Consider the following 20,185-nt stretch of genomic DNA (forward strand, 5'->3'; position numbering starts at 1 on the left):
AATCAGTCAGGCAGATGGTACAGTGATTACAGTGCCGGGAACAACAACGCTGATTGCCGGCGGCAACGACATTACTCTCAGCCAAGCCGGGAATAATTTTGGCACAGTAGCAGTAACAAGCGGCAAGGATGTAACCTTAACCGATACCGACGGCATAGACCTTGGCGCATCGAATGTCACCGGTGATTTAACAGTAACGGTAGCCGCCGGGAATATAACCAACAGCGGGCCGCTGAAAGTAACGAATGCATCGTCTACGGCATCCTTTGCGGCCAACGGATCAAGTTCATCCATTTCTATCAACAATTCCAGCAATGAGTTTGATGGTTCCTTATCTATAGCAGGTAATCATCTCCAAAATGTATCTATAGTGGATACTACGCCGCTGGAATTGCCGGCTATCACGGTAGCTCACGACCTTTATGTGTCGGCACTTGGTGTTACTCAGAACGGAGCACTGGTTGTCGGCGGAACGACGGATGTTGAAGCCGGAGCGGGAGCCATCAACCTTGGCAATGACGGCAACAGCTTCACCGGAGCGGTAACATTAGGCAACAGCGGAACTACGAATGACATCATCCTGACGAATGCCACAACAACGGAACTGGCCGGGGTAACAGCCGGTCACAACCTGACGGTAACCAGCGGCGGAGATATCAGCCAGAGCGGAGCGATAGATGCTGCTAACGGAACCACAACATTGACGGCCGGGACGACAAACAGTCCGGCAGATATCACGCTGAACAATGATACGAACAACTTTAAAACAGTCACAATCAATCGCGGCGCAAACGTTAGTCTGAAAGATGATAACGATATTGATTTGGGTCCGTCAACGGTAAGCGGGACACTGAACGTTGCGACATTAAACAACGGGAATATTACCCAAAGCGGGAAACTGGATGTAACCGGAGCGGCAGACATTAACGCCGGCAGCGGGAACATTATCTTAGCCGAGGATACCAACGACTTTAAGAACAGCGTTGCCGTGACCGGTAAAAACGTTACGGTTCATGATGCCAATGACATCCGGCTGGGAACATCGAATGTGACCGGCGACCTGACAATTACAGCGGTTAATGGAGCCATCAGCCAAAGTGGCACTCTGGTGAGTGTAGGGCAGGATGCGGCCTATACTGCCAGCGGGACAACCGGCAGTGTAACCTTGGGAAGCCAAACTATCGGCAGAAATTTAACTATTACAGCCGAACAGACCATAGGGCAGACAACGGGAACGGCGATCGATGCTCATAGTGGAACCACAATATTAACGGCAGGGACGACAAGCAGTCCTCAGGACATTACCCTGAACAATGATACCAATGACTTTAAAACAGTCACAATCAATCGTGGCGCAAACGTTAGTCTGAAAGATGCTAGTGATATCCAGTTGGGAACCTCGAATGTTTCCGGCAATCTGACGGTAACGGCAGCTGCAGGAGCAATTACTCAAAGCGGAGCAATAGATGCGCATAACGGAACCACGACATTAACGGCAGGAACGACAAGCAGTCCTCAGGACATTACCCTGAACAATGATACCAATGACTTTAAAACAGTTACAATCAATCGTGGCGCAAACGTTAGTCTGAAAGATGCTAATGATATCCAGTTGGGAACCTCGAATGTTTCCGGCAATCTGACGGTAACGGTAGCTGCAGGAGCAATTACTCAAAGCGGAGCAATAGATGCTCATAACGGAACTACGACATTAACGGCAGGAACAGAAGCGGTTCCGGCAAATATAACGCTGGACAATGCGGGAAATGACTTTGGTACCGTATCTGTCGTTCACGGCAGCACCGTATCTTTGAAAGATAAGAACGGAATTGATCTGGGTGCGTCCACAGTGAGCGGCGACCTGACGGTAACGGCGGCTAATGGAGCCATCAGCCAAAGCGGCACTCTGGTGAGTGTAGGGCAGGATGCGGCCTATAGCGCTAGCGGGGCAACCGGCACTATAACTTTAGGCAGCCAAACTATCGGCAGGAATTTAACTATTACAGCCGACCAGACCATAGGGCAGACAACGGGAACGGCGATCGATGATCATAGCGGAACCACAACATTAACGGCAGGAACGTTAAGCACTCCGGCAAATATCACGATGGATAACGATGCGAACAACTTTAAAACAGTCATAATCAATCGTGGCGAAAACGTCAGCCTGAAAGATGATAACGATATTGATTTAGGACCGTCAACGGTAAGCGGGACACTGGGCGTTGCGACATTAAACAACGGCAGCATCACCCAAAGCGGTAAACTGGACGTAACCGGAGCGGCAGAGATTAACGCCGGTGGCGGGAACATCACCTTAGCCGATGATACCAACGACTTTAAGAACAGCGTCGCCTTGATCGGCAAAACCGTAACGGTTCATGATGCCAACGACATCCGGCTGGGAACTTCGAACGTTTCCGGCAACCTGACAATTACAGCGGTTAATGGAGCCATCAGTCAGAGCGGAGCGATCGATGCTCATAGTGGAACCATAACATTGACGGCCGGGACGACAAACAGTCCGGCAGATATCACGCTGAATAATGATACGAACAACTTTAAAACAGTCATCATCAGTCAAGGCAAAAATGTCAGTCTGAAAGATAATAACGATATTGATTTGGGGCAGTCGACAGTAAGCGGGACACTGGGCGTTGCGACATTAGGCAACGGGAATATCACCCAAAGCGGCAAACTGGACGTAACCGGAGCGGCGACAATTAACGCCGGCAGCGGGAACATTACCTTAGCCGATGATACCAACGACTTTAAAGACGGCCTTACGTTGACAGGCGGAACGATTGATGTTCATGATGCCAATGCGCTGAAACTAGGAACTACCCAGGCAACAGTGCTGAACATTACCGCCCACGGGGATGTAACTCAGGCCGGCGTCCTGACAGTAACCGACACGACAAATATCAGCGCCGGAGCGGGAGTCATCAGCCTTGGCAATAGCGGCAACAGCTTCACCGGCGCGGTAACATTGACCAACAGCGGAACCAATGACATCAGCTTGACAAATACGAAAGCAACGAAACTGGCGGGAGTAACGGCTGGTCAGAACCTGACGGTAACGAGCGGCGGAGATATCAGTCAGAGCGGAGCGATAGATGCCCATAGCGGAACCACGACATTAACGGCAGGAACCGTTGGGAATGAAAAGGAGATCACGCTGCAGGATACCGGGAACAACTTTGGCAGCTTAGGAGCAACGGGTAGTGCAGTAAGCATTAATGATACCAACGGGATTACCTTGGATGATATTACGGCAGGCAGCCTGAACTTGACGGCGCACGGAGCCGTAAGTCAGACGGGAGTTGGGAATAAAGTAATAGTCACCGGGGCAACGGCAGTGGATGCCAACGGCAGCATTATCACCTTGAACAACGCCGATAACGACTTCGGCAGCTTCGGAGCCAAAGGCAGTGCGGTAACAGTCAATGATGCCAGCGGGATTACCTTGGACGACATTACGGCAAGCAGCCTGAACCTGACAGCGCACGGAGCCGTGAGCCAGACGGGAACAGGGAATAAAGTAATAGTCACCGGGGCAACGGCAGTGACGGCCCAGAGCACGGATAGCGATGGCCATCCGGTAGCGCAGGTTATTACTTTAAGCAATAGCGATAACGACTTCGGTAGCTTTGGGGCAACCGGCAGTGCAGTAACGGTCAACGATAAGAACGGTATTATACTGGACAACATCAACGGCAGCAGTTTGACACTGACAGCCGGCGGCAATGTGAGTCAGGTTTCCGGCCAGACAATAACGGCCACGAACCTGGCAGTAAGCGCCGGTGGGAATGTGAACCTGAAAGAAGCGAATACCATCGGTACGGCGGCGGTGGAGGCTGCCGGCCATGATGTTACGCTGCGGGATGACGGCGGCTTTAGCCTGGGAAGCGTTGTGCGGAGCAACGGAACGACGTTAAAGGGTATAGAGGCTAAGAACGTACACCTGATCAGTTCCGGTACAGTAAACGGAAATGCACCGATTACCGCGAGCGGCCTTGCTTTGACGGGAACCGGCGGCGACTTCGAATTAGGAACGCAGAACAATACCATCAGTATCTTGGCCGCCCGTACCGGCAGCGTCATCTTGAACAATACCGGAGCAGTCAAGATTGGCACTGTGACGGCGAACGGAGTGACAACGGTCGGAGTAACCACCAGCGGCACGTTTAGCCTGACGGCAGGCGGCGATATTACGCAAGACCAGGCGATTGAGACGGACGGCACGGCGACGTTGGACGCCGGGACGCATGACATTGTCCTGAATAGCGGCAGCAACGATTTCAAAGACAGCATAACGGCAGCGGGAGCAAACGTGACACTGGCCGACGCCAATGATATGGAATTGGGCAACATCAGTGCCACAGGGTTGCTGGACTTGACGGCAGGCGGCGGAATCAGTCAGACGGCTGGCAAGACCATTAGTGCCACGAACTTGGCGGCGAGAGCTGGCGGCAGCGTCAATCTGAAAGAAGCCAACACGATCGGTACGGCGGCAGTAGATGCCTCCGGTCATGACATCACTCTGCGGGATGACGGCGGCTTTGCCATAGGGGAAGTGACACGGACCGACGGGACGGTTTTGAACGGCATCAACGCCGGGAGCGGCAGCGTACAGCTGATCACTACCGGGACGGTAACGGAGAGTCAGCCGATCACGGCGAGGGGTTTGGAACTGACGGGTGATGGCGGGACGTTCGATCTGGAGCAGCCCAATAATATCGGGACCTTGGCGGCGGATACCGGCAGCATCACCTTGAAGAATAGCGGAGCGATCGACATCGGCAGCGTTGCGGCGAACGGAGTCGAGACGGACGGCGTAAAGACCAGCGGCACTTTTAGCCTGACGGCCGGCGGAAATATTACCCAAGACCAGGCGATTGAGACTGACGGCACGGCGACATTTGACGCCGGGACAGGAGACATCCAGCTTGATGAGGCCAACAAATTTGGCGGTACGGTAAACGCCGCCGGTAATGATATAACGCTGCATGATGCTGACAGCATAGACGTAGGGACTGTCACGGCGGGAGGCAATCTCAGCGTTGAGGCTGGTAATGGAGATATCATTGACAGCGGCGCAATTACGGTAGCCGACAACGCGCAATTCAGCGCCACGGGCGGTATGAGCCAGACCACTGGCAGCCTGACGATAGAGGGAACGACCGATATCGAGGCGGGAGCAGGAGCTATTGACCTGGGAAGCAGCAGCAATACCTTTACCGGAACAGTAACGCTGGCCAATAGCGGAACGAATGATATCAACCTGACGAATACCACAGCGACAACTTTAGGAGAAGTAACAGCCGGGCAAAATCTGGTGGTAACCAGCGGCGGAGCAGTGAGCCAAGCAGATAATACGACGATCACAGTACCGGGTACAACGACCATTACGGCGGGAACTACAGGGAGTCCGGCCGATATCACACTGGACAAGGCAAACGATTTTGTAGGCAGCATTACGGCCGCAGGGTCAAACGTCACGCTGCATGATGTGAGTACAAACGGTATGGAACTAGGCAATATAAATGCGTCGGGAGGCTTGGTAGACCTTACGGCAGACAACGGAATCAGCCAGACGGCCGGAACTAGCATGGATGCGGCCGAACTGGCGGCGAGTGCCGGCGGGAATGTGAATTTGAAAGAAGCCAACACAATCGGCACGGCGGCGGTGGCTGCTGCCGGCCATGAGATTACCGTGCGGGATGACGGCGGGTTTACGATAGGGGACGTACAGCGGACCGAGGGGACGACGCTTAGCGGGATCAACGCCGGAACGACAGGCAGCGTGCAGCTGATTACCGGCGATGCGGGGACGGTAACGCAAACTCAGCCGATAACAGCGGGCGGCCTGGAATTGACGGGCGCCGGCGGTACGTTTGACTTGGAGCAGCCCAATAATATTGGGACATTGGCGGCGGATACCGGCAGCATCACCTTGAGGAATAGCGGAGCGATCGACGTCGGCAGCGTTACGGCGAACGGAGTAACAACGGACGGAGTAACCACAACCGGAACCTTTAGCCTGACGGCAGACGGCGATATTACGCAAACCAAGGCCATCAGCACGACCGGAGCGGCAGCCATTAACGCCGGCGGTGGGAATATTACCCTAGCCGATGATGCCAACGACTATAAGGACAGCGTCGCCCTGACCGGCGGAAACGTTACGGTTCATGATGCTAACGATATCCGGCTGGAAACCTCGAATGTTTCCGGCGACCTGACGGTAACGGCAGTTGCAGGCGCCATCAGCCAAAGCGGCGCAATAGATGCCCATAACGGAACCACGACATTAACGGCAGGGACAATGAGCAGTCCGCAGAATATTACGCTGAACAATGATAATAATGACTTTGGTACGGTTGTGATTTCTAATAGTTCTAACGCCGCCATAAAAGACCAAAACGGCATTACGCTGGGCAGCTCGAACGTGACCAACTTGCTGGATCTGACAGCCGGCGGCAATGTGAGTCAGGTTCCCGGCCAGACAATCAGTGCGGGGAATCTGGCGGTAAGTGCCGACGGAAACGTTAACCTGAACGAAGCTAACACCATCGGTACGGCGGCGATCACCGCCGCCGGTCATGACATCACGCTGCGGGACGACGGCGGCTTTGCGCTAGGGGAAGTGACACGGACCGACGGGACAGTACTAAGCGGTATCAACGCCGGCAGCGGCAGTGTGAACCTGATCAGCAGCGGAACTGTGGCCGGAAATGCACCGATTACCGCCGGCGGCCTTGATTTGACAGGGAACGGCGGTGACTTCGAGCTGGGAACGCAGAGCAATACGATCAGCACCCTGGCCGCCAATACCGGCAGCATCGTCTTGAACAATACGGGAGCGGTCAATATCGGCATGGTTACGGCGAACGGAGTGACAACAGTCGGAGTAACCACCAGCGGAACTTTTAGACTGACGGCAGGCGGGAATATTACCCAAGACCAGGCGATTGTCGCGAAAGGGGCGGCGACGTTTAATGCCGGAGATAATGCAATCACGCTGACGAATGGTGATAATGACTTTAACAGTTTGGGAGCAGCCGGTAATACGGTAACAGTCAACGATAAAAACGGCATTACGCTGAATGATATCACGGCAGGGAGTCTGACATTGACGGCCCATGGGGACGTAAGCCAGACAACCCCGGCAAATAGCATTGTGGTGACTGGAAACACAACAGTGGATGCGAACGGCGGCAGCATTAATTTAGGCAATACAGTTAATGATTTTAATACGGTGTCGCTAAACGGCAGCCCCTTAGTACTGCGGGATTCTAACGGTTATATCATGACTAGTATTAACGGTGCCAGCGCCAGCGGCGAGCACGATGCTGTCAGCGACGCAGATAATCGAGCCGGGGAGCCGGATGTCCCCACCACTACGGCGGAGAACAATCCTTCACAAATAGGACAAGCTCCGGCTTCACCAGTTACTATTATAAAGGGTGAAGGAACTACGGCGGGGACGACTCAGCCGGTATCGCCAAAACCCAGTCAGTCGAGTGCAGGCCAGGGAGGAACAGGCCTGCAGGGTGATGGACAGCAGCAGGGCATCGGTCAGCAAGCAGCAGGTTCACCAAGCGGCAGTGACCAAGCAACAGGGCAGCAAGGCAGTAATGACCAGCAGGGTGATGGACAGCAAGATCCGACAGATGCAGATCAGGAAGAAAGTGGCCAGGAAACTGCACCGGGCGGTTCGCTGATCCTGACAGGAAGTAAAGGCGTTTCCGAAAATTACACGATAAACAGCTCCGGTGATTCAATGACGGTGAGTGCCGCTGCTGCAAATTCGTCTCCTTCGGCGGCACAAGAATCGCAGACAAATGAGATCCCGGTTTATAGAATGGAAAATCAGGAAAGACAGACTTATGGAGCCTATGCTGTTTCATCTGACGGTCAGCAAATAACGTTGGTTCCGTCATCGCTAAAATCCGAACCAACGGCGAATGTAAAGGCTGAATGCAAGACTGCTTATGCTACCGTCAGCCTGGATAGCGGTGCAACGGGGGTATATAATGTCGGTTTTAATGGTACAACCCTGTTAGTCTATCCTCTAGATGAAGGAGCTAAGAAGCTGATACAGGAAACAGACGATGTGAAGAACAAACCGATTGTCGCCGTCAGCCTGTTGACCGCAATGCATGATATGGGGCTTTCCCTTGCACAAATTAAAGCTGTATATATTTATACGAATTGAGCGGAATTTTTCTGTGCTCTCTGTGGTTAAAAAAGCGCCGCATTCTCATATCAAACCGCGTCATTTTAAAAAATAGTCCGTATCTTGTTGATGATATGGACTATTTTTGCATGATTATGCTATGATAACATTTGTTAATAGTCTAAAAATGGGATTGACATTCATCGAGGGGGTTCTTTCATGTCATATTTTTGTCATATTTTTAGTGTAAAATAGAAAGGAAATTAACATTTCTTAAGCGGCAGCAATGGGCAGGGAAGGAGATTCATTAGATGAACCACCGGTTTTGGCAAGAGGGAAATAAGCGGAAGTCATTTCTCATTATTGGCATTTTACTGATTTTATGTCTGGCGATAACGGTGCAGATGACTCGCAAACAGGCTGCGGGTAAATCAGGGTCGGGAAATAAAGTGCAGACTACGGTGGATGTGTTAAGTGTTCCCCGGACGCAATTGATAAAACGCATATCGCTTACCGGACAGACAGTGCCAAAGGCTCAGGTCGATATTGCGGCAAAATATCAAGGCAGGATTGCTGCGGTCAATACAGATTTAGGCCAGCGGGTAGCAGCGGGGCAGGTGCTGATAGTACAGGATACCGGTGATGCGGAATTGACAATTAAGCAAAATCAGGCGTCTTATCAACAGGCCTCTGCTGATGCGGCAAACAGTAATGTGGCGTTTAATGCTAATTATAATAAAGCTAAGGCGGATTACGATCGGGCTGCGGCCACTTACCAGCGCTATAAGACATTATATGAGGTAGGCGGAATAGCGAAAGACACTTTGGATATTGATGAGCAGCAAATGCTGGATGCCAAGGCGACTTTGGATGCTTTGGTAAATCAAATGAATTCCAATTATGTACCGGCGACAGTAGAATCTGCGCAGGCTGTGGCCGAAAAAGCCCGGCACGGTATTGCCGCCGCCGAAAAGCAACGGGATGATCTCATCTTACGGGCGCCATTTTCCGGAATGATCGGCTATCGTCAGGCCGAAGTCGGCGCTATTGTTTCCGCCGGGCAAAAATTGCTGACGATTGTGGATAACAGCGAGATCCATGTGGATTGTCAAGTATCCGAGCAGGATTTGCCGGCTTTGTCCATCGGTATGGACGTGAATGTGCAAATTGAAACATTAGGGAGACAGTTTCCCGGTAAAATTATTTACATAAGTCCGGCCAGTGACAGCTCTAACTTGGTATTTTCTTTGCGTATCGATCTTACGGAACCGGATACTGCCGTTAGAAGCGGTATGTTTACCCGGACGATTCTGAATACGGTTTTGCGGTCTGATGTTCTGGTAGTTCCCAAGACGGCGATATTAGAAAAGAACGGCAAGAGTTATGTTTTTGTTATTAATGAGCAGAATGCAGCGGAAGAGCGTACCGTTCAGATTGGCGCCAGAGGCGATCAAAATGTGGAAATACTGGCTGGATTAACGGAAGGTGAAAAAATTGCCCTCAATAATCTTTCCCGGCTGCGGTCAGGACTGACAATAGTACCGAATTTGGTTGCCCTGGATGGTGGGGGTGACAGTCAGTGAACATCACCCGGTTTTCCATTCAGAAACCAGTCGGCATATCGATGATTGTTATGTTATTCGTCGTACTGGGGTTATTCAGCTTTTATCGCATCGGCGTGGAATTGTTACCGTCGGTTAATATCCCTTATGTAACAGTGACGGTAAATTATCCGGGTGCCGGGACGGAACAAGTTGAGGAAGATGTTATCAAACCTTTGGAAAATGCCTTGTCATCTTTATCAAACCTAAAGCATATTACATCAGTTGCCCGTCCGGAAAAGGCGCAGATAACGTTAGAATTTGAATTTTGGGCCAATGTAGCGACTTCGGCTATCGACGCGACCCAGTATGTCAACGCGGCTATGAGCAAGCTGCCTACTGCGGTGAAGACGCCGTCGGTTATTAAAAGGGATATTAACGCTACCCCCATTATGGAAATCTCCGTTGTTTCCGGCAAGCCGCTGTCGGATGTATATACGCTGGCGAATGATGTATTTGTGGAACGGCTGCAAAGAGCCAGCGGCGTGTCTGACGTTACGCTGTTCGGCGGCCGGGATAAAGAAGTGGCGGTTGAAGTTGATAAAGATAAGCTGTCTTATTACAATATTTCTCTAAGCCAGATTGCCAACCGGATTCAGCAGGAAAATGTACTGACTCCGGCCGGATCGGTTTTTACCGATAAAACGGAGACGAATGTGCGCTTGACGGCTCAATATGCTTCGCCGGAAGAACTGGCGGGCATTCATGTTACGAATGCCAAAGGTATCAATATACCGCTAACGGATCTTGCCACCGTTAGGGAACAGGATAAAAGAGTTACCCGTTATGCCCGCACGAACGGACAGGATGTAGTGTCGCTGACAATTTATAAAAATAGCGATGCCAATTTGGTGGATACAGTAAAAGCGGTAAAACAGCAATTGGATAGTTTACGTGCCGAATATCCGGACTATCAGTTTGTAACGATTACTGATTCTTCCACATATGTGCAGGATGCTCTTCATAATACGCTGGAAGCGCTGATTGAAGGACTGTTCACAACTGGCCTGGTATTATATCTGTTTTTGCGGGGCTGGCGTTCTGCTGCCGCTGTTTTGATTGCGATACCGACTTCCTTAATTTCTACTTTCTTTGTGATGTATATTGCAGGTTTTACTTTTAATATGATGTCGCTGCTGGGAATGTCCTTGTGTATTGGCACGCTGGTGGATGATTCTATTGTGGTGCTGGAGAATATTCATCGCCATTTTCGCATGGGAAAGGATGCGAAGACGGCAGCGGAAGAGGGCCGAACAGAGATTGGCATGGCTGCTTTGGCGATCACCCTTTGTGATGTAGTAGTCTTTATGCCAATCGCCTTTATGACCGGAATGACCGGGCAGTTTTTCCGGCAATTCGGCCTGACAATTGTCTTTGCTACGTTATGTTCACTTTTTGTATCCTTTACCTTGACGCCGATGCTGGCATCCCGGTTTTATGCAAACGGAATTGTGGAACCGAGAGGCAAGCTATGGGATTTTATGGCGCGTTTGGAAAACGGGGCAATAGAAAAATATGGAAAGATATTACATTGGAGCTTGAAGAATCCGGCAAAGATTATGGTAAGTATTGCGTTGATTTTTTTTGCCACCCTTTCTTTTATTCCTTTAGGAATTATTGGCTCCGAGTATATGCCGAAAACAGATGAGGGCAGCTTCCGGATTATGATGCAGTTTCCGGTAGGCCAGAATATTGATCAGACGAATAGCGAAGTAAGAAAAATAGAAGAGTATCTTACGACAGTGCCGGAAATTACTAATTATCTGTCGAGTGTGGGAACTCCGGCTGGAAGCTATGGCAGTATCAGCGTGCAAATGGTTGATCGAAAAGAGCGGAACCGCAGTGTTTGGCAGGTCACTGATCAGATACGGCAGTATCTCAGGAAAAATTATCCCCAGGCCACATCGCAGGTCAGTGAAACTCAGTCTTCCGTTGCCGGGGTATCCGGCGGCAGCGGAACCGGCGGCGGCGGCCCTAACACTTCTCCGGTGCAGATTGAGCTGCGGGGAGCCAGCCTTGACAATATTATTAAGGCCTCCTATAGGATTCAGGATATTGTTTCTACGGTTCCCGGGGTAAAAGATGTTCGCAGTTCCTACAGTGAAGGTATGCCGGAAATCCGTCTGGTGGTTGACAGGGAACGGCTTAAATTCTTTAATACTACCGTTAATGAAGTGAACAATGTATTTTCCGGCGCAGTAGCCGGGACACTGGCCGGCTATTATGCCAACGATCCTACCAATGACAGCCAGGATACCGATATTTATGTACGGATTAAAAACAGTGACGGCTTTAAGGCATCTGATATAAGTTCTATACCGGTTCAGGCCGGAACAGGGTTAGTCAGATTAAGCGATGTGGCCCGGCTGCAGGATAGTGTCGGACCGGTTATGCTGCGGCGGGTGGATAAGCAGGAGTCGATCAATATCGCCGCCAATATAACCGATCGTCCCTTGCAGGATGTATTGAATGATATTTCCAAGAGTATAAAGCCGGAAGATCTGGGGACAAATGTGACTTACCGGTTTACCGGTCAGGCGGATAACATGAAAAGCACTTTCACCGAAATGGCGCAGGCGCTTGGTTTATCCTTACTTTTAGTCTATATGCTTTTGTCTACCTTATATGAATCTCTCTCTACGTCGTTTATTCGGATGTTTTCACTTCCCTTCGGCTTAATCGGCGCATTAACCCTATTGGCCATTACTCGCAATACTCTTAATCTATATTCTTTAATTGGAATCCTGGTAATGGACGGTGTAGTGGCTAAAAACGGCACACTGCTTTTAGATTATACGATGACGCTGATGGGGAGGGGGATGAATGCCCGGGATGCTGTCATTGAAGCCGGTAAAACCAGGCTGAAGCCTATTTTTATGACTACTTTGACGATGATAACGGGAATGCTGCCAATGGCGCTCGCTTTAACTGCCGGCTCGGAGACTCGGGTCGCCATGGCCTGGGTAGTAATCGGCGGCTTGACTTCCTCCACGTTTTTTACGCTGGTTGGCATACCGATTATCTTTTTATATTTTGAAGGTAAGCCTTTCTCAAGATATAGGCATGCCATCAGTCATGCTTATAAGCGCTTAGCAGGCAAAGGACAGCAGTCTGCGGGATAAGACGGTACGGCAGCCTGAAAACGGAGCAGTTGGTAAAAAAATAAGTTGTCATTGCGAACAATAGTGAAGCAATCTCGCTGTCTTTTTCAGCAGATTGCTTCGTCGTCACGCCTCCAATGACAGTATATATATGCGGCGTTTGGGTAAAATAAGGGGATACAGGTAAGCAGTAAGGAAAAAATTAAAAGACTTTATAGCAATGACGGCGATATGGAGATTTGTAAAGCAGGAAATATTCGACAAATGACGAACAAAGAATGGATATAACTGAAAAAGGAGCCATGAGGATGAGCACCAACCCTGTTTTACCTTCAAATTTTATTCAGAACATTATTAATGAAGATTTACAGAACAATAAAAACGAGAGCAGAGTCCATACCCGCTTTCCGCCGGAACCGAACGGCTATCTGCATATTGGCCACGCTAAATCGATCTGTCTTAATTTTGGGATCGCCAAGGAAAATAACGGCCTTTGCAACCTGCGCTTTGATGATACCAATCCCAGCAAAGAGGAAGTCGAATATGTGGATTCCATTCAGGCGGATGTTCACTGGCTGGGATTTGACTGGGATGACCGGATGTTTTATGCTTCCGATTATTTTGAACAGCTTTATCAATATGCAGTTCAATTAATAAAATTAGGGAAGGCCTATGTCTGTGATTTAACGGCTGATGAAATCCGGTCCTATAGGGGTACCCTTACCGAACCTGGTAAGGACAGTCCTTACCGGAACCGCTCGGTGTCAGAGAATCTTGCCTTGTTTGAAAAGATGCGAACCGGCGAATTCCCGGACGGTTCCCGGGTTCTGCGGGCTAAAATTGACATGGCTTCACCTAACGTAAATATGCGTGATCCGGTTATCTACCGGATTTTAAGGGCGACTCATCATCGTACCGGTGATCAATGGTGTATCTATCCCATGTATGATTATGCCCATCCGCTGTCCGATGCTTTGGAGCATATTACCCATTCCATCTGTACCTTGGAATTTGAAGACCATCGCCCGCTGTATGACTGGGTGCTGGAAACTCTTAAGCTGGAATACCGGCCCCGGCAGATCGAATTTGCCCGGCTGAATCTTACCAATACAGTGATGAGCAAACGTAAGCTCCGCCAACTGGTTGAAGGCGGCTATGTAAGCGGGTGGGATGATCCGCGGATGCCGACAATATCAGGTCTGAGACGGCGGGGTTATACGCCGGAGGCAATTCGCGACTTCTGCGAGCGGATCGGAGTCGCCAAAAGCAACAGTACTGTGGATGTGGCTATGCTGGAGCACTGTATCCGGGAAGATCTGAACGCCCGGGCTCCCCGGGCTATGGCGGTTCTTCGTCCCCTGAAGGTCGTCATTGACAATTATCCTGAGGGTGTGGTAGAAGAGCTGGAAGCGGAGAATAATCCGGAATGCCCGGAGATGGGTACACGCAAAGTATCTTTTTCCCGGGAACTGTATATCGAGCAGGAAGACTTCTCTGAAAATCCGCCGAAAAAATTTTTCCGGCTCAGTCCCGGTAAGGAAGTGCGCTTGAAGCACGCTTATATCATCAAGTGCGAATCAATTGTAAAGGACGAAAAGACCGGGGAAGTAACGGAAGTTCATTGCACTTACGATCCTGAAAGCAAGAGCGGCGGGGCTACCAGCAGCCGGAAAATAAAAGGAACACTCCATTGGGTATCGGTTTCTCATGCTGTTCCGGCTGTGGTCCGTCTCTACGATTATCTGCTGCTGGCTCAGGCGGAAACTGAGGAAGAAGCGGAGGGAGCGGATTTTATATCCACGCTGAATCCCAATTCGCTGATTGAGCTTACGAACTGCAGGCTGGAATCCAGTTTGGCCGATTCGGCGCCGGGCAGCCGTTACCAATTTTTGCGGCAGGGCTATTTTGCGGTCGATTCGGTGGATTCCCAACCGGGAGCACTGGTCTTCAACCAGATTGTGGGATTGAGAGATTCCTGGGCTAAGGCTCAGAAGAAGGGATAAGAGAAAAACAAAAGGTTCTAAACCGCTAAGTGGCTTAGAACCTTTTGTTTTAATATAAGACAGAAATATCTTGCCGCGTTAATTGTTCTCTGACAGCTTGTACATCCTGCTCGTTGGCGGCCGGTACGTCCGCTAGTGAATATTTCCAACCAAGCTTTTCCCATTTGCTGCGTCCCAGAGTGTGATAGGCCAGCAGTTCAACCGGCACCGGCAGCGGCAGGGAATGAATGAGTTTGGCGAGAGCGGTGATATCTGCCGGTTCGTTATTCACTCCGGGGATAACGACATAGCGGAGGGTTACCGGCCGGATTTGGACAGTGTATCGGAGATTGTCGATAATTTCTGTATTATCATGGCCGGTTAGAAAATAGTGTTTAGACGGTTCAACCGCTTTTAAGGAGAAAAGAACTGCATCCGTATAAGGCAGAACCTGACGCAGCTGATCCGGTGAGCAGTAGCCGGCGGTGTCCAGGGTAGTATGGATGCCCTGTTCCTGGCAGCTTTTGAACAAGGCAGCGACAAATTCCGGCTGCAGCAGCGGCTCGCCGCCGCTTACGGTAATGCCGCCGCCGCTGGCCTCGTAATAACGGCGGTATTTGTTAACAGCCGCCAATACCTGGGCTGCCGTAATTTCTTTGCCGGAGCAGGACCAAGTGTCCGGATTGTGACAGAATTTGCAGCTGAGCCGGCAGCCGGACAAAAATAGGACCAGCCGTATTCCCTGACCGTCTACAGTGCCGAAGGTCTCCATTGAATGGTAGCAGCCTGTTAGCATAGGTGCCTCCTTATGGTTCTCTATATTGCCTGGTGGAAGGTACGGCTGACCACTTCCTGCTGCTGGGCACGGGTAAGATTGATAAAATGAACGGCGTAACCGGAAACCCGGATGGTTAACTGCGGATATTCTTCCGGATTTTCCATGGCTTTCAGCAATAAGGATCGGTCGAGAACATTGACATTGATATGATGTCCTTTCTGGGCAAAGTAACCGTCTAACAGCGCCACTAGATTATTGACTCTGACTTCCGCGCATTTTCCCAATGCTCCGGGGACAATGGAAAAGGTGAAGGAAATACCGTCGCGGCACTGGGAATAATCCAGACGGCAGATCGAATGAAAGGCGGCTAAAGCTCCCAAACGATCCCGGCCGTGCATGGGATTGGCGCCGGGGGCGAAAGGCTCGCCGGCTTTGCGGCCGTCAGGTGTGGCACCGGTTTTTTTGCCATACATCACATTAGATGTGATAGTTAAGATGGAGAGAGTGTGTTCGGCATTCCGATAGGCAGGGTGGCGCTTCAGCTTTTGTGAAAACTCGGACGATATTTCTGCTGCCAGACTGTCAACCCGATCATCTCCATTGCCGAAGCAGGGATAATCGCCGCTTATCTCGAACCCGGTAGTAATACCCCGGTCATCGCGGATCGGTTTGACCTTGGCATGGCGAATGGCGCTTAAGGAATCGGCGGCCACCGACAGGCCGGCAATGCCGAAAGCCATAAACCGGCCGACTTCGGTATTGTGCAGCGCCATCTGCGACCGTTCGTAGGCGTATTTATCGTGCATGAAATGAATCAAGTTCAATGTATTGACGTAAAGCTTGCTGAGCCAATCCATAATTGTGGAATAGTTTTTTCTTACTACAGCGTAATCCAAATATTCACCCTGGGGGATGGGCAGTACCGGCGCCAATTGTTCGCCGGTCTTTTCATCCCGGCCGCCGTTAATCGCCAGCAGTAATGCTTTGGCCAGGTTGGCCCGGGCACCGAAGAATTGCATTTGTTCACCGATTCTCATTGCCGACACGCAGCAGGCGATACCGTAATCATCGCCGTATACCGGACGCATGAGATCGTCATTCTCATATTGAATGGCACTGGTATCAATGGATACCTGAGCGCAGTATTTCTTAAAATTTTCCGGGAGAGCGTCGGACCATAGTACCGTCAGATTAGGTTCCGGTGCCGGACCCAGGTTATAGAGAGTGTGCAGTATCCGGAACGAAGTGCGGCTTACCAGAGTGCGGCCGTCTATTCCCATGCCGCCGATGGATTCAGTAACCCACAGGGGATCTCCGGCAAATAAATCGTTGTATTCCGGCGTACGCAGATGTCTGGCCAAGCGTAATTTAATGACAAACTGATCAATCAGTTCTTGAGCTTCCCCTTCATTTATCATGCCATTAGTCAAATCCCGCTGGATATAGATGTCGAGAAAGGTGGAAACCCGGCCTAAGGACATGGCCGCACCGTTTTGCTCCTTGACAGCCGCTAAGTAGCCAAAGTATAGCCATTGCACCGCCTCGCAGGCTGTTTCCGCCGGGCGGCTTATATCGCAGCCATAGCTGGCGGCCATGGCTGTGATATTTTTTAAAGCGCTGATTTGGGCAGCAAGTTCCTCTCGCTGCCGGATTATGATTTCCGACATGGGCTTATCGGCCGATTGGCTGAAATCGGTTTTTTTTCCTTCGATAAGCCGGTCGATTCCATATAAGGCAATTCGGCGGTAATCGCCGATAATGCGGCCGCGGCCATAGGCATCCGGCAGGCCGGTAATGATTCCCAGGCGGCGGGCATGTCTCATTTCCTCGGTATAGCAGTTAAAAACTGCCGTATTGTGGGTGGTGCAGTGGTTGTGATAAATACCGCTGATTTTTGGATTCAGCTTGCGTTCATAGGCTTCACAGGCTTGTTCCGCCATACGGATGCCGCCGTTTACGATGACTCCCCGTTTTAAGGGAGCATCGGTCTGCAGCCCGAAGATAATCTCGCAGGTTTTATCAATGTAACCGGGTTGGTGAGAGGTAATGGTCGATACCCGTTCGGTATCAATATCCAAAACGCCATTGTTTGCATGTTCCTGTTTGAGAAGTTGGGTGCATTGGGACCATAACTGTGAGGTACGAGTCGATGCTCCTGCTAAAAATTGTCCGTCTCCGTCATAGGGTTGGTGATTTTGCTGGATAAAGTCCCGTACGTTGATGGAGTTTTGCCAAAGACCGTTTTTAAAACCAGTCCATGCTTTCATTTATTTCATCCTCCTCCAAAATTGAATAACAAAAAACCGTCCGGGGATAGTTTTACTATGCCCAGACGGTCGGCTTTTCACTAATGCAGTCCTCGTGGTTATTTCCACTTATCCGTCAGTACTGTATTAGCGTGTATTCATCATTAAGATGCCCTTATTATAACGAATGGATAGGAGTCCGTCAATAAAAAAATAAAAATCTTTTAAAATTGTATACAAGATACAAAATTCGTGCTAGAATATTCTATAAATTGGTGATGAAGTTGCTGCTATTGAAATTCATCATGTTTACTAAGAATAAATTTTGCTGTAGTTTTCTTCTTTGCAGGTAAAATGCGGCTTTATGATAAATACTACTATATATTAATTTCAAAAATTTATTCGATTAAATGCGGGAGGTATTACATGATGGATTTGACAAAGGTATTAGCAGTTGGACAGAATGCGGTCATGCGTAAAATTGTGCAAAAGTCGGATACGGCGGGGAATTACACGAATGTTCTAAATGAATTGCTGGCTACACCGGCTTGTGTTGCCATGGTTATTAATGCTGCTGTAGAGACCATTGATAAATATTTACCTGATGGCTATATCAGCATCGGTTATTCTGTACAATTTTCGCATACCGCGCCAACCAGTCTGGGAATGACTATCAGTGTAAAAACAACCATTTCTGAAATTGACGGACATCACATAGTGCTGGATATTCTGGCATGGGATGAAATGGGGGAAATTGGCCACGGTCGGCATGAGCGGACGGTGGTCAATCGGGATGCATTGTTGAAAAGAGCAAAGGAACGCACGAAGTTTTTAGTTCAGAGAAACCTACAAGAAAGAAGGTGAGCAAGGATGACGATACCGGATACGCTGGAGGGGGCCGCAGCATTAAGCATTATTGATTTTATTCTTAGCTTCGTATTTATAGCGGGAATCGGGTTGGTGTTGTATCTGTTTCCTTATCTGAATCATCTGGGAGAAGTCAAAGAAGATAAATAGTGAATCAATCAGGATGAATGCAGTGGGGGGAGAATAAAAATATGTATGAGCAGATAGCCTCGCTTATGGTGGCTCTGCCGGAGCAAACCGGTTTGGCCCAAATGTGGTGGGGTAATGTAGTTATGATTGGAATTGGAGGCATACTGATTTATTTAGCGATTGCTAAAAAATATGAACCGTTTTTGCTTATCGGTATCGGATTTGCTTGTATTGTAGCCAATGTTCCAGGGTCTGATCTGACGCAGCCCGGTGGTTTATTTTATTACGCTTACCGGGGAGTCGAGCTGTTGATTATTCCACCGCTGATTTTTTTAGGTGTGGGAGCGATGACTGATTTCGGCCCAATGATTGCCAATCCCAGCTTGGTTATCCTGGGTGCAGCGGCCCATCTGGGAATTTTTGTGGCGTTGATTGGGGCGAAATTAATCGGGTTTACATTGGCTGAAGCTGGTGCCATCGGCATTATCGGCGGCGCTGACGGGCCTATGGCAATTTATGTTACTATGAAACTGGCACCTCATTTGCTGCCCCAAATATCAGTAGCCGCTTATTCTTACATGGCCCTGATGCCGTTGATTCAACCGCCGGTTATGCGGCTGCTGACAACTAAAAAGGAACGGGTTATTATGATGGAACAGCCGCGATATGTATCCCGACTGGAAAAAATTGTTTTTCCGATTGTGATTGCTGTTATTGTAAATCTGTTTTTACCGCCGGTTGCGCCGCTCATTACGATGTTGATGTTAGGTAATCTGCTGCGAGAATGTTTGTTGGTTGATCGTCTGGCCGATACAGCGGCGAATGATTTGATGAATATTGTTACGATTGTACTGACAGTAGCTATTGGTTCAACCATGAATGCCGATCAATTTCTCAATATTAAAACCTTGGAGATTATTCTTTTAGGTCTCATCGCTTTTGTCTTCGGCACTGGTTCCGGTGTTGTGGGTGCCAAGATTATGAATAAGATTAGCGGCGGCAAAATTAATCCTTTAATTGGTTCGGCCGGGATTGCTTCTGTGCCTATTGCTGCCAGGGTATCCCATATTGTAGGTTTGCAGGAAAATCCCTATAATTTTTTAATTATGCATGCTATGGGGCCAAACCTGGCCGGGGTATTTGGCACGGCTATTTCCGGCGGGATCATGCTGGCCTTGTTAGGTGTTAAATAATAACGGGGGGCGTGAAATGAACGTAACTGCCTTTGTAATCGCTTTGGCTGTTTCGCTGGGATATTACTTTTATGCAAGTCGTAAACAACGAACTCCGCAGGCGATG

At 49.7% G+C, this 20,185-nt stretch carries 9 protein-coding genes and 1 riboswitch; of the genes, 7 read left to right on the plus strand and 2 right to left on the minus strand.

Annotated elements, in window-relative coordinates; all coding sequences use genetic code 11:
• Position 1 precedes the first annotated feature (1 nt).
• The 4 genes from ABFC84_03815 (at position 2) to ABFC84_03830 (ending at position 14,887) form a co-directional block, all read left to right on the plus strand.
• Positions 2-8,221 carry a hypothetical protein gene (locus ABFC84_03815; protein MEN6411879.1) on the plus strand — a complete coding sequence of 2,740 codons (8,220 nt, stop codon included), beginning with the start codon at positions 2-4 and terminating at the stop codon, positions 8,219-8,221.
• Between the two features lie 272 nt (positions 8,222-8,493).
• Positions 8,494-9,765, plus strand: coding sequence for an efflux RND transporter periplasmic adaptor subunit (locus ABFC84_03820; protein MEN6411880.1), 1,272 nt, complete (start codon positions 8,494-8,496; stop codon positions 9,763-9,765).
• Positions 9,762-12,905 (plus strand): efflux RND transporter permease subunit, encoded by a 3,144-nt coding sequence (locus ABFC84_03825; GenBank protein ID MEN6411881.1) that lies wholly within the window; start codon positions 9,762-9,764, stop codon positions 12,903-12,905. Before ABFC84_03820 ends, ABFC84_03825 begins: the two co-directional genes overlap by 4 nt.
• 257 nt (positions 12,906-13,162) lie before the next feature.
• A complete protein-coding gene (locus ABFC84_03830; GenBank protein ID MEN6411882.1) occupies positions 13,163-14,887 on the plus strand; it encodes a glutamine--tRNA ligase/YqeY domain fusion protein in 1,725 nt (574 codons plus the stop codon).
• Between the two features lie 49 nt (positions 14,888-14,936).
• Here the strand turns inward: ABFC84_03830 and pflA are convergent, their stop codons facing one another.
• Positions 14,937-15,662: a pyruvate formate-lyase-activating protein gene (pflA, locus tag ABFC84_03835; GenBank protein ID MEN6411883.1), complete on the minus strand. Its 726-nt coding sequence runs from the start codon at positions 15,660-15,662 to the stop codon at positions 14,937-14,939.
• Between the two features lie 20 nt (positions 15,663-15,682).
• Complete coding sequence (gene pflB, locus ABFC84_03840; protein MEN6411884.1) at positions 15,683-17,911, minus strand: formate C-acetyltransferase; 2,229 nt, start codon at positions 17,909-17,911, stop codon at positions 15,683-15,685.
• A 52-nt stretch (positions 17,912-17,963) separates the two neighbouring features.
• Positions 17,964-18,044: riboswitch (ZMP/ZTP riboswitch) on the minus strand.
• A gap of 272 nt (positions 18,045-18,316) precedes the next feature.
• On the opposite strand from pflB, the gene ABFC84_03845 reads away from it, so the two are divergent.
• Genes ABFC84_03845 through ABFC84_03855 form a run of 3 tightly spaced genes read left to right on the plus strand, consistent with a single transcriptional unit; the run spans position 18,317 to position 20,079 of the window.
• On the plus strand, positions 18,317-18,754 hold the full coding sequence (locus ABFC84_03845; GenBank protein ID MEN6411885.1) for a hypothetical protein: 438 nt from the start codon (positions 18,317-18,319) through the stop codon (positions 18,752-18,754).
• Positions 18,755-18,760: 6 nt separating this feature from the next.
• A complete protein-coding gene (locus ABFC84_03850) occupies positions 18,761-18,907 on the plus strand; it encodes a hypothetical protein (protein ID MEN6411886.1) in 147 nt (48 codons plus the stop codon).
• Between the two features lie 41 nt (positions 18,908-18,948).
• Positions 18,949-20,079, plus strand: a complete 1,131-nt coding sequence (locus ABFC84_03855) for a sodium ion-translocating decarboxylase subunit beta (GenBank protein ID MEN6411887.1) — start codon at positions 18,949-18,951, stop codon at positions 20,077-20,079.
• Positions 20,080-20,185 lie beyond the last annotated feature (106 nt).

It is taken from the genome of Veillonellales bacterium (assembly GCA_039680175.1).
Classification (GTDB): domain Bacteria; phylum Bacillota; class Negativicutes; order JAAYSF01; family JAAYSF01; genus JBDKTO01.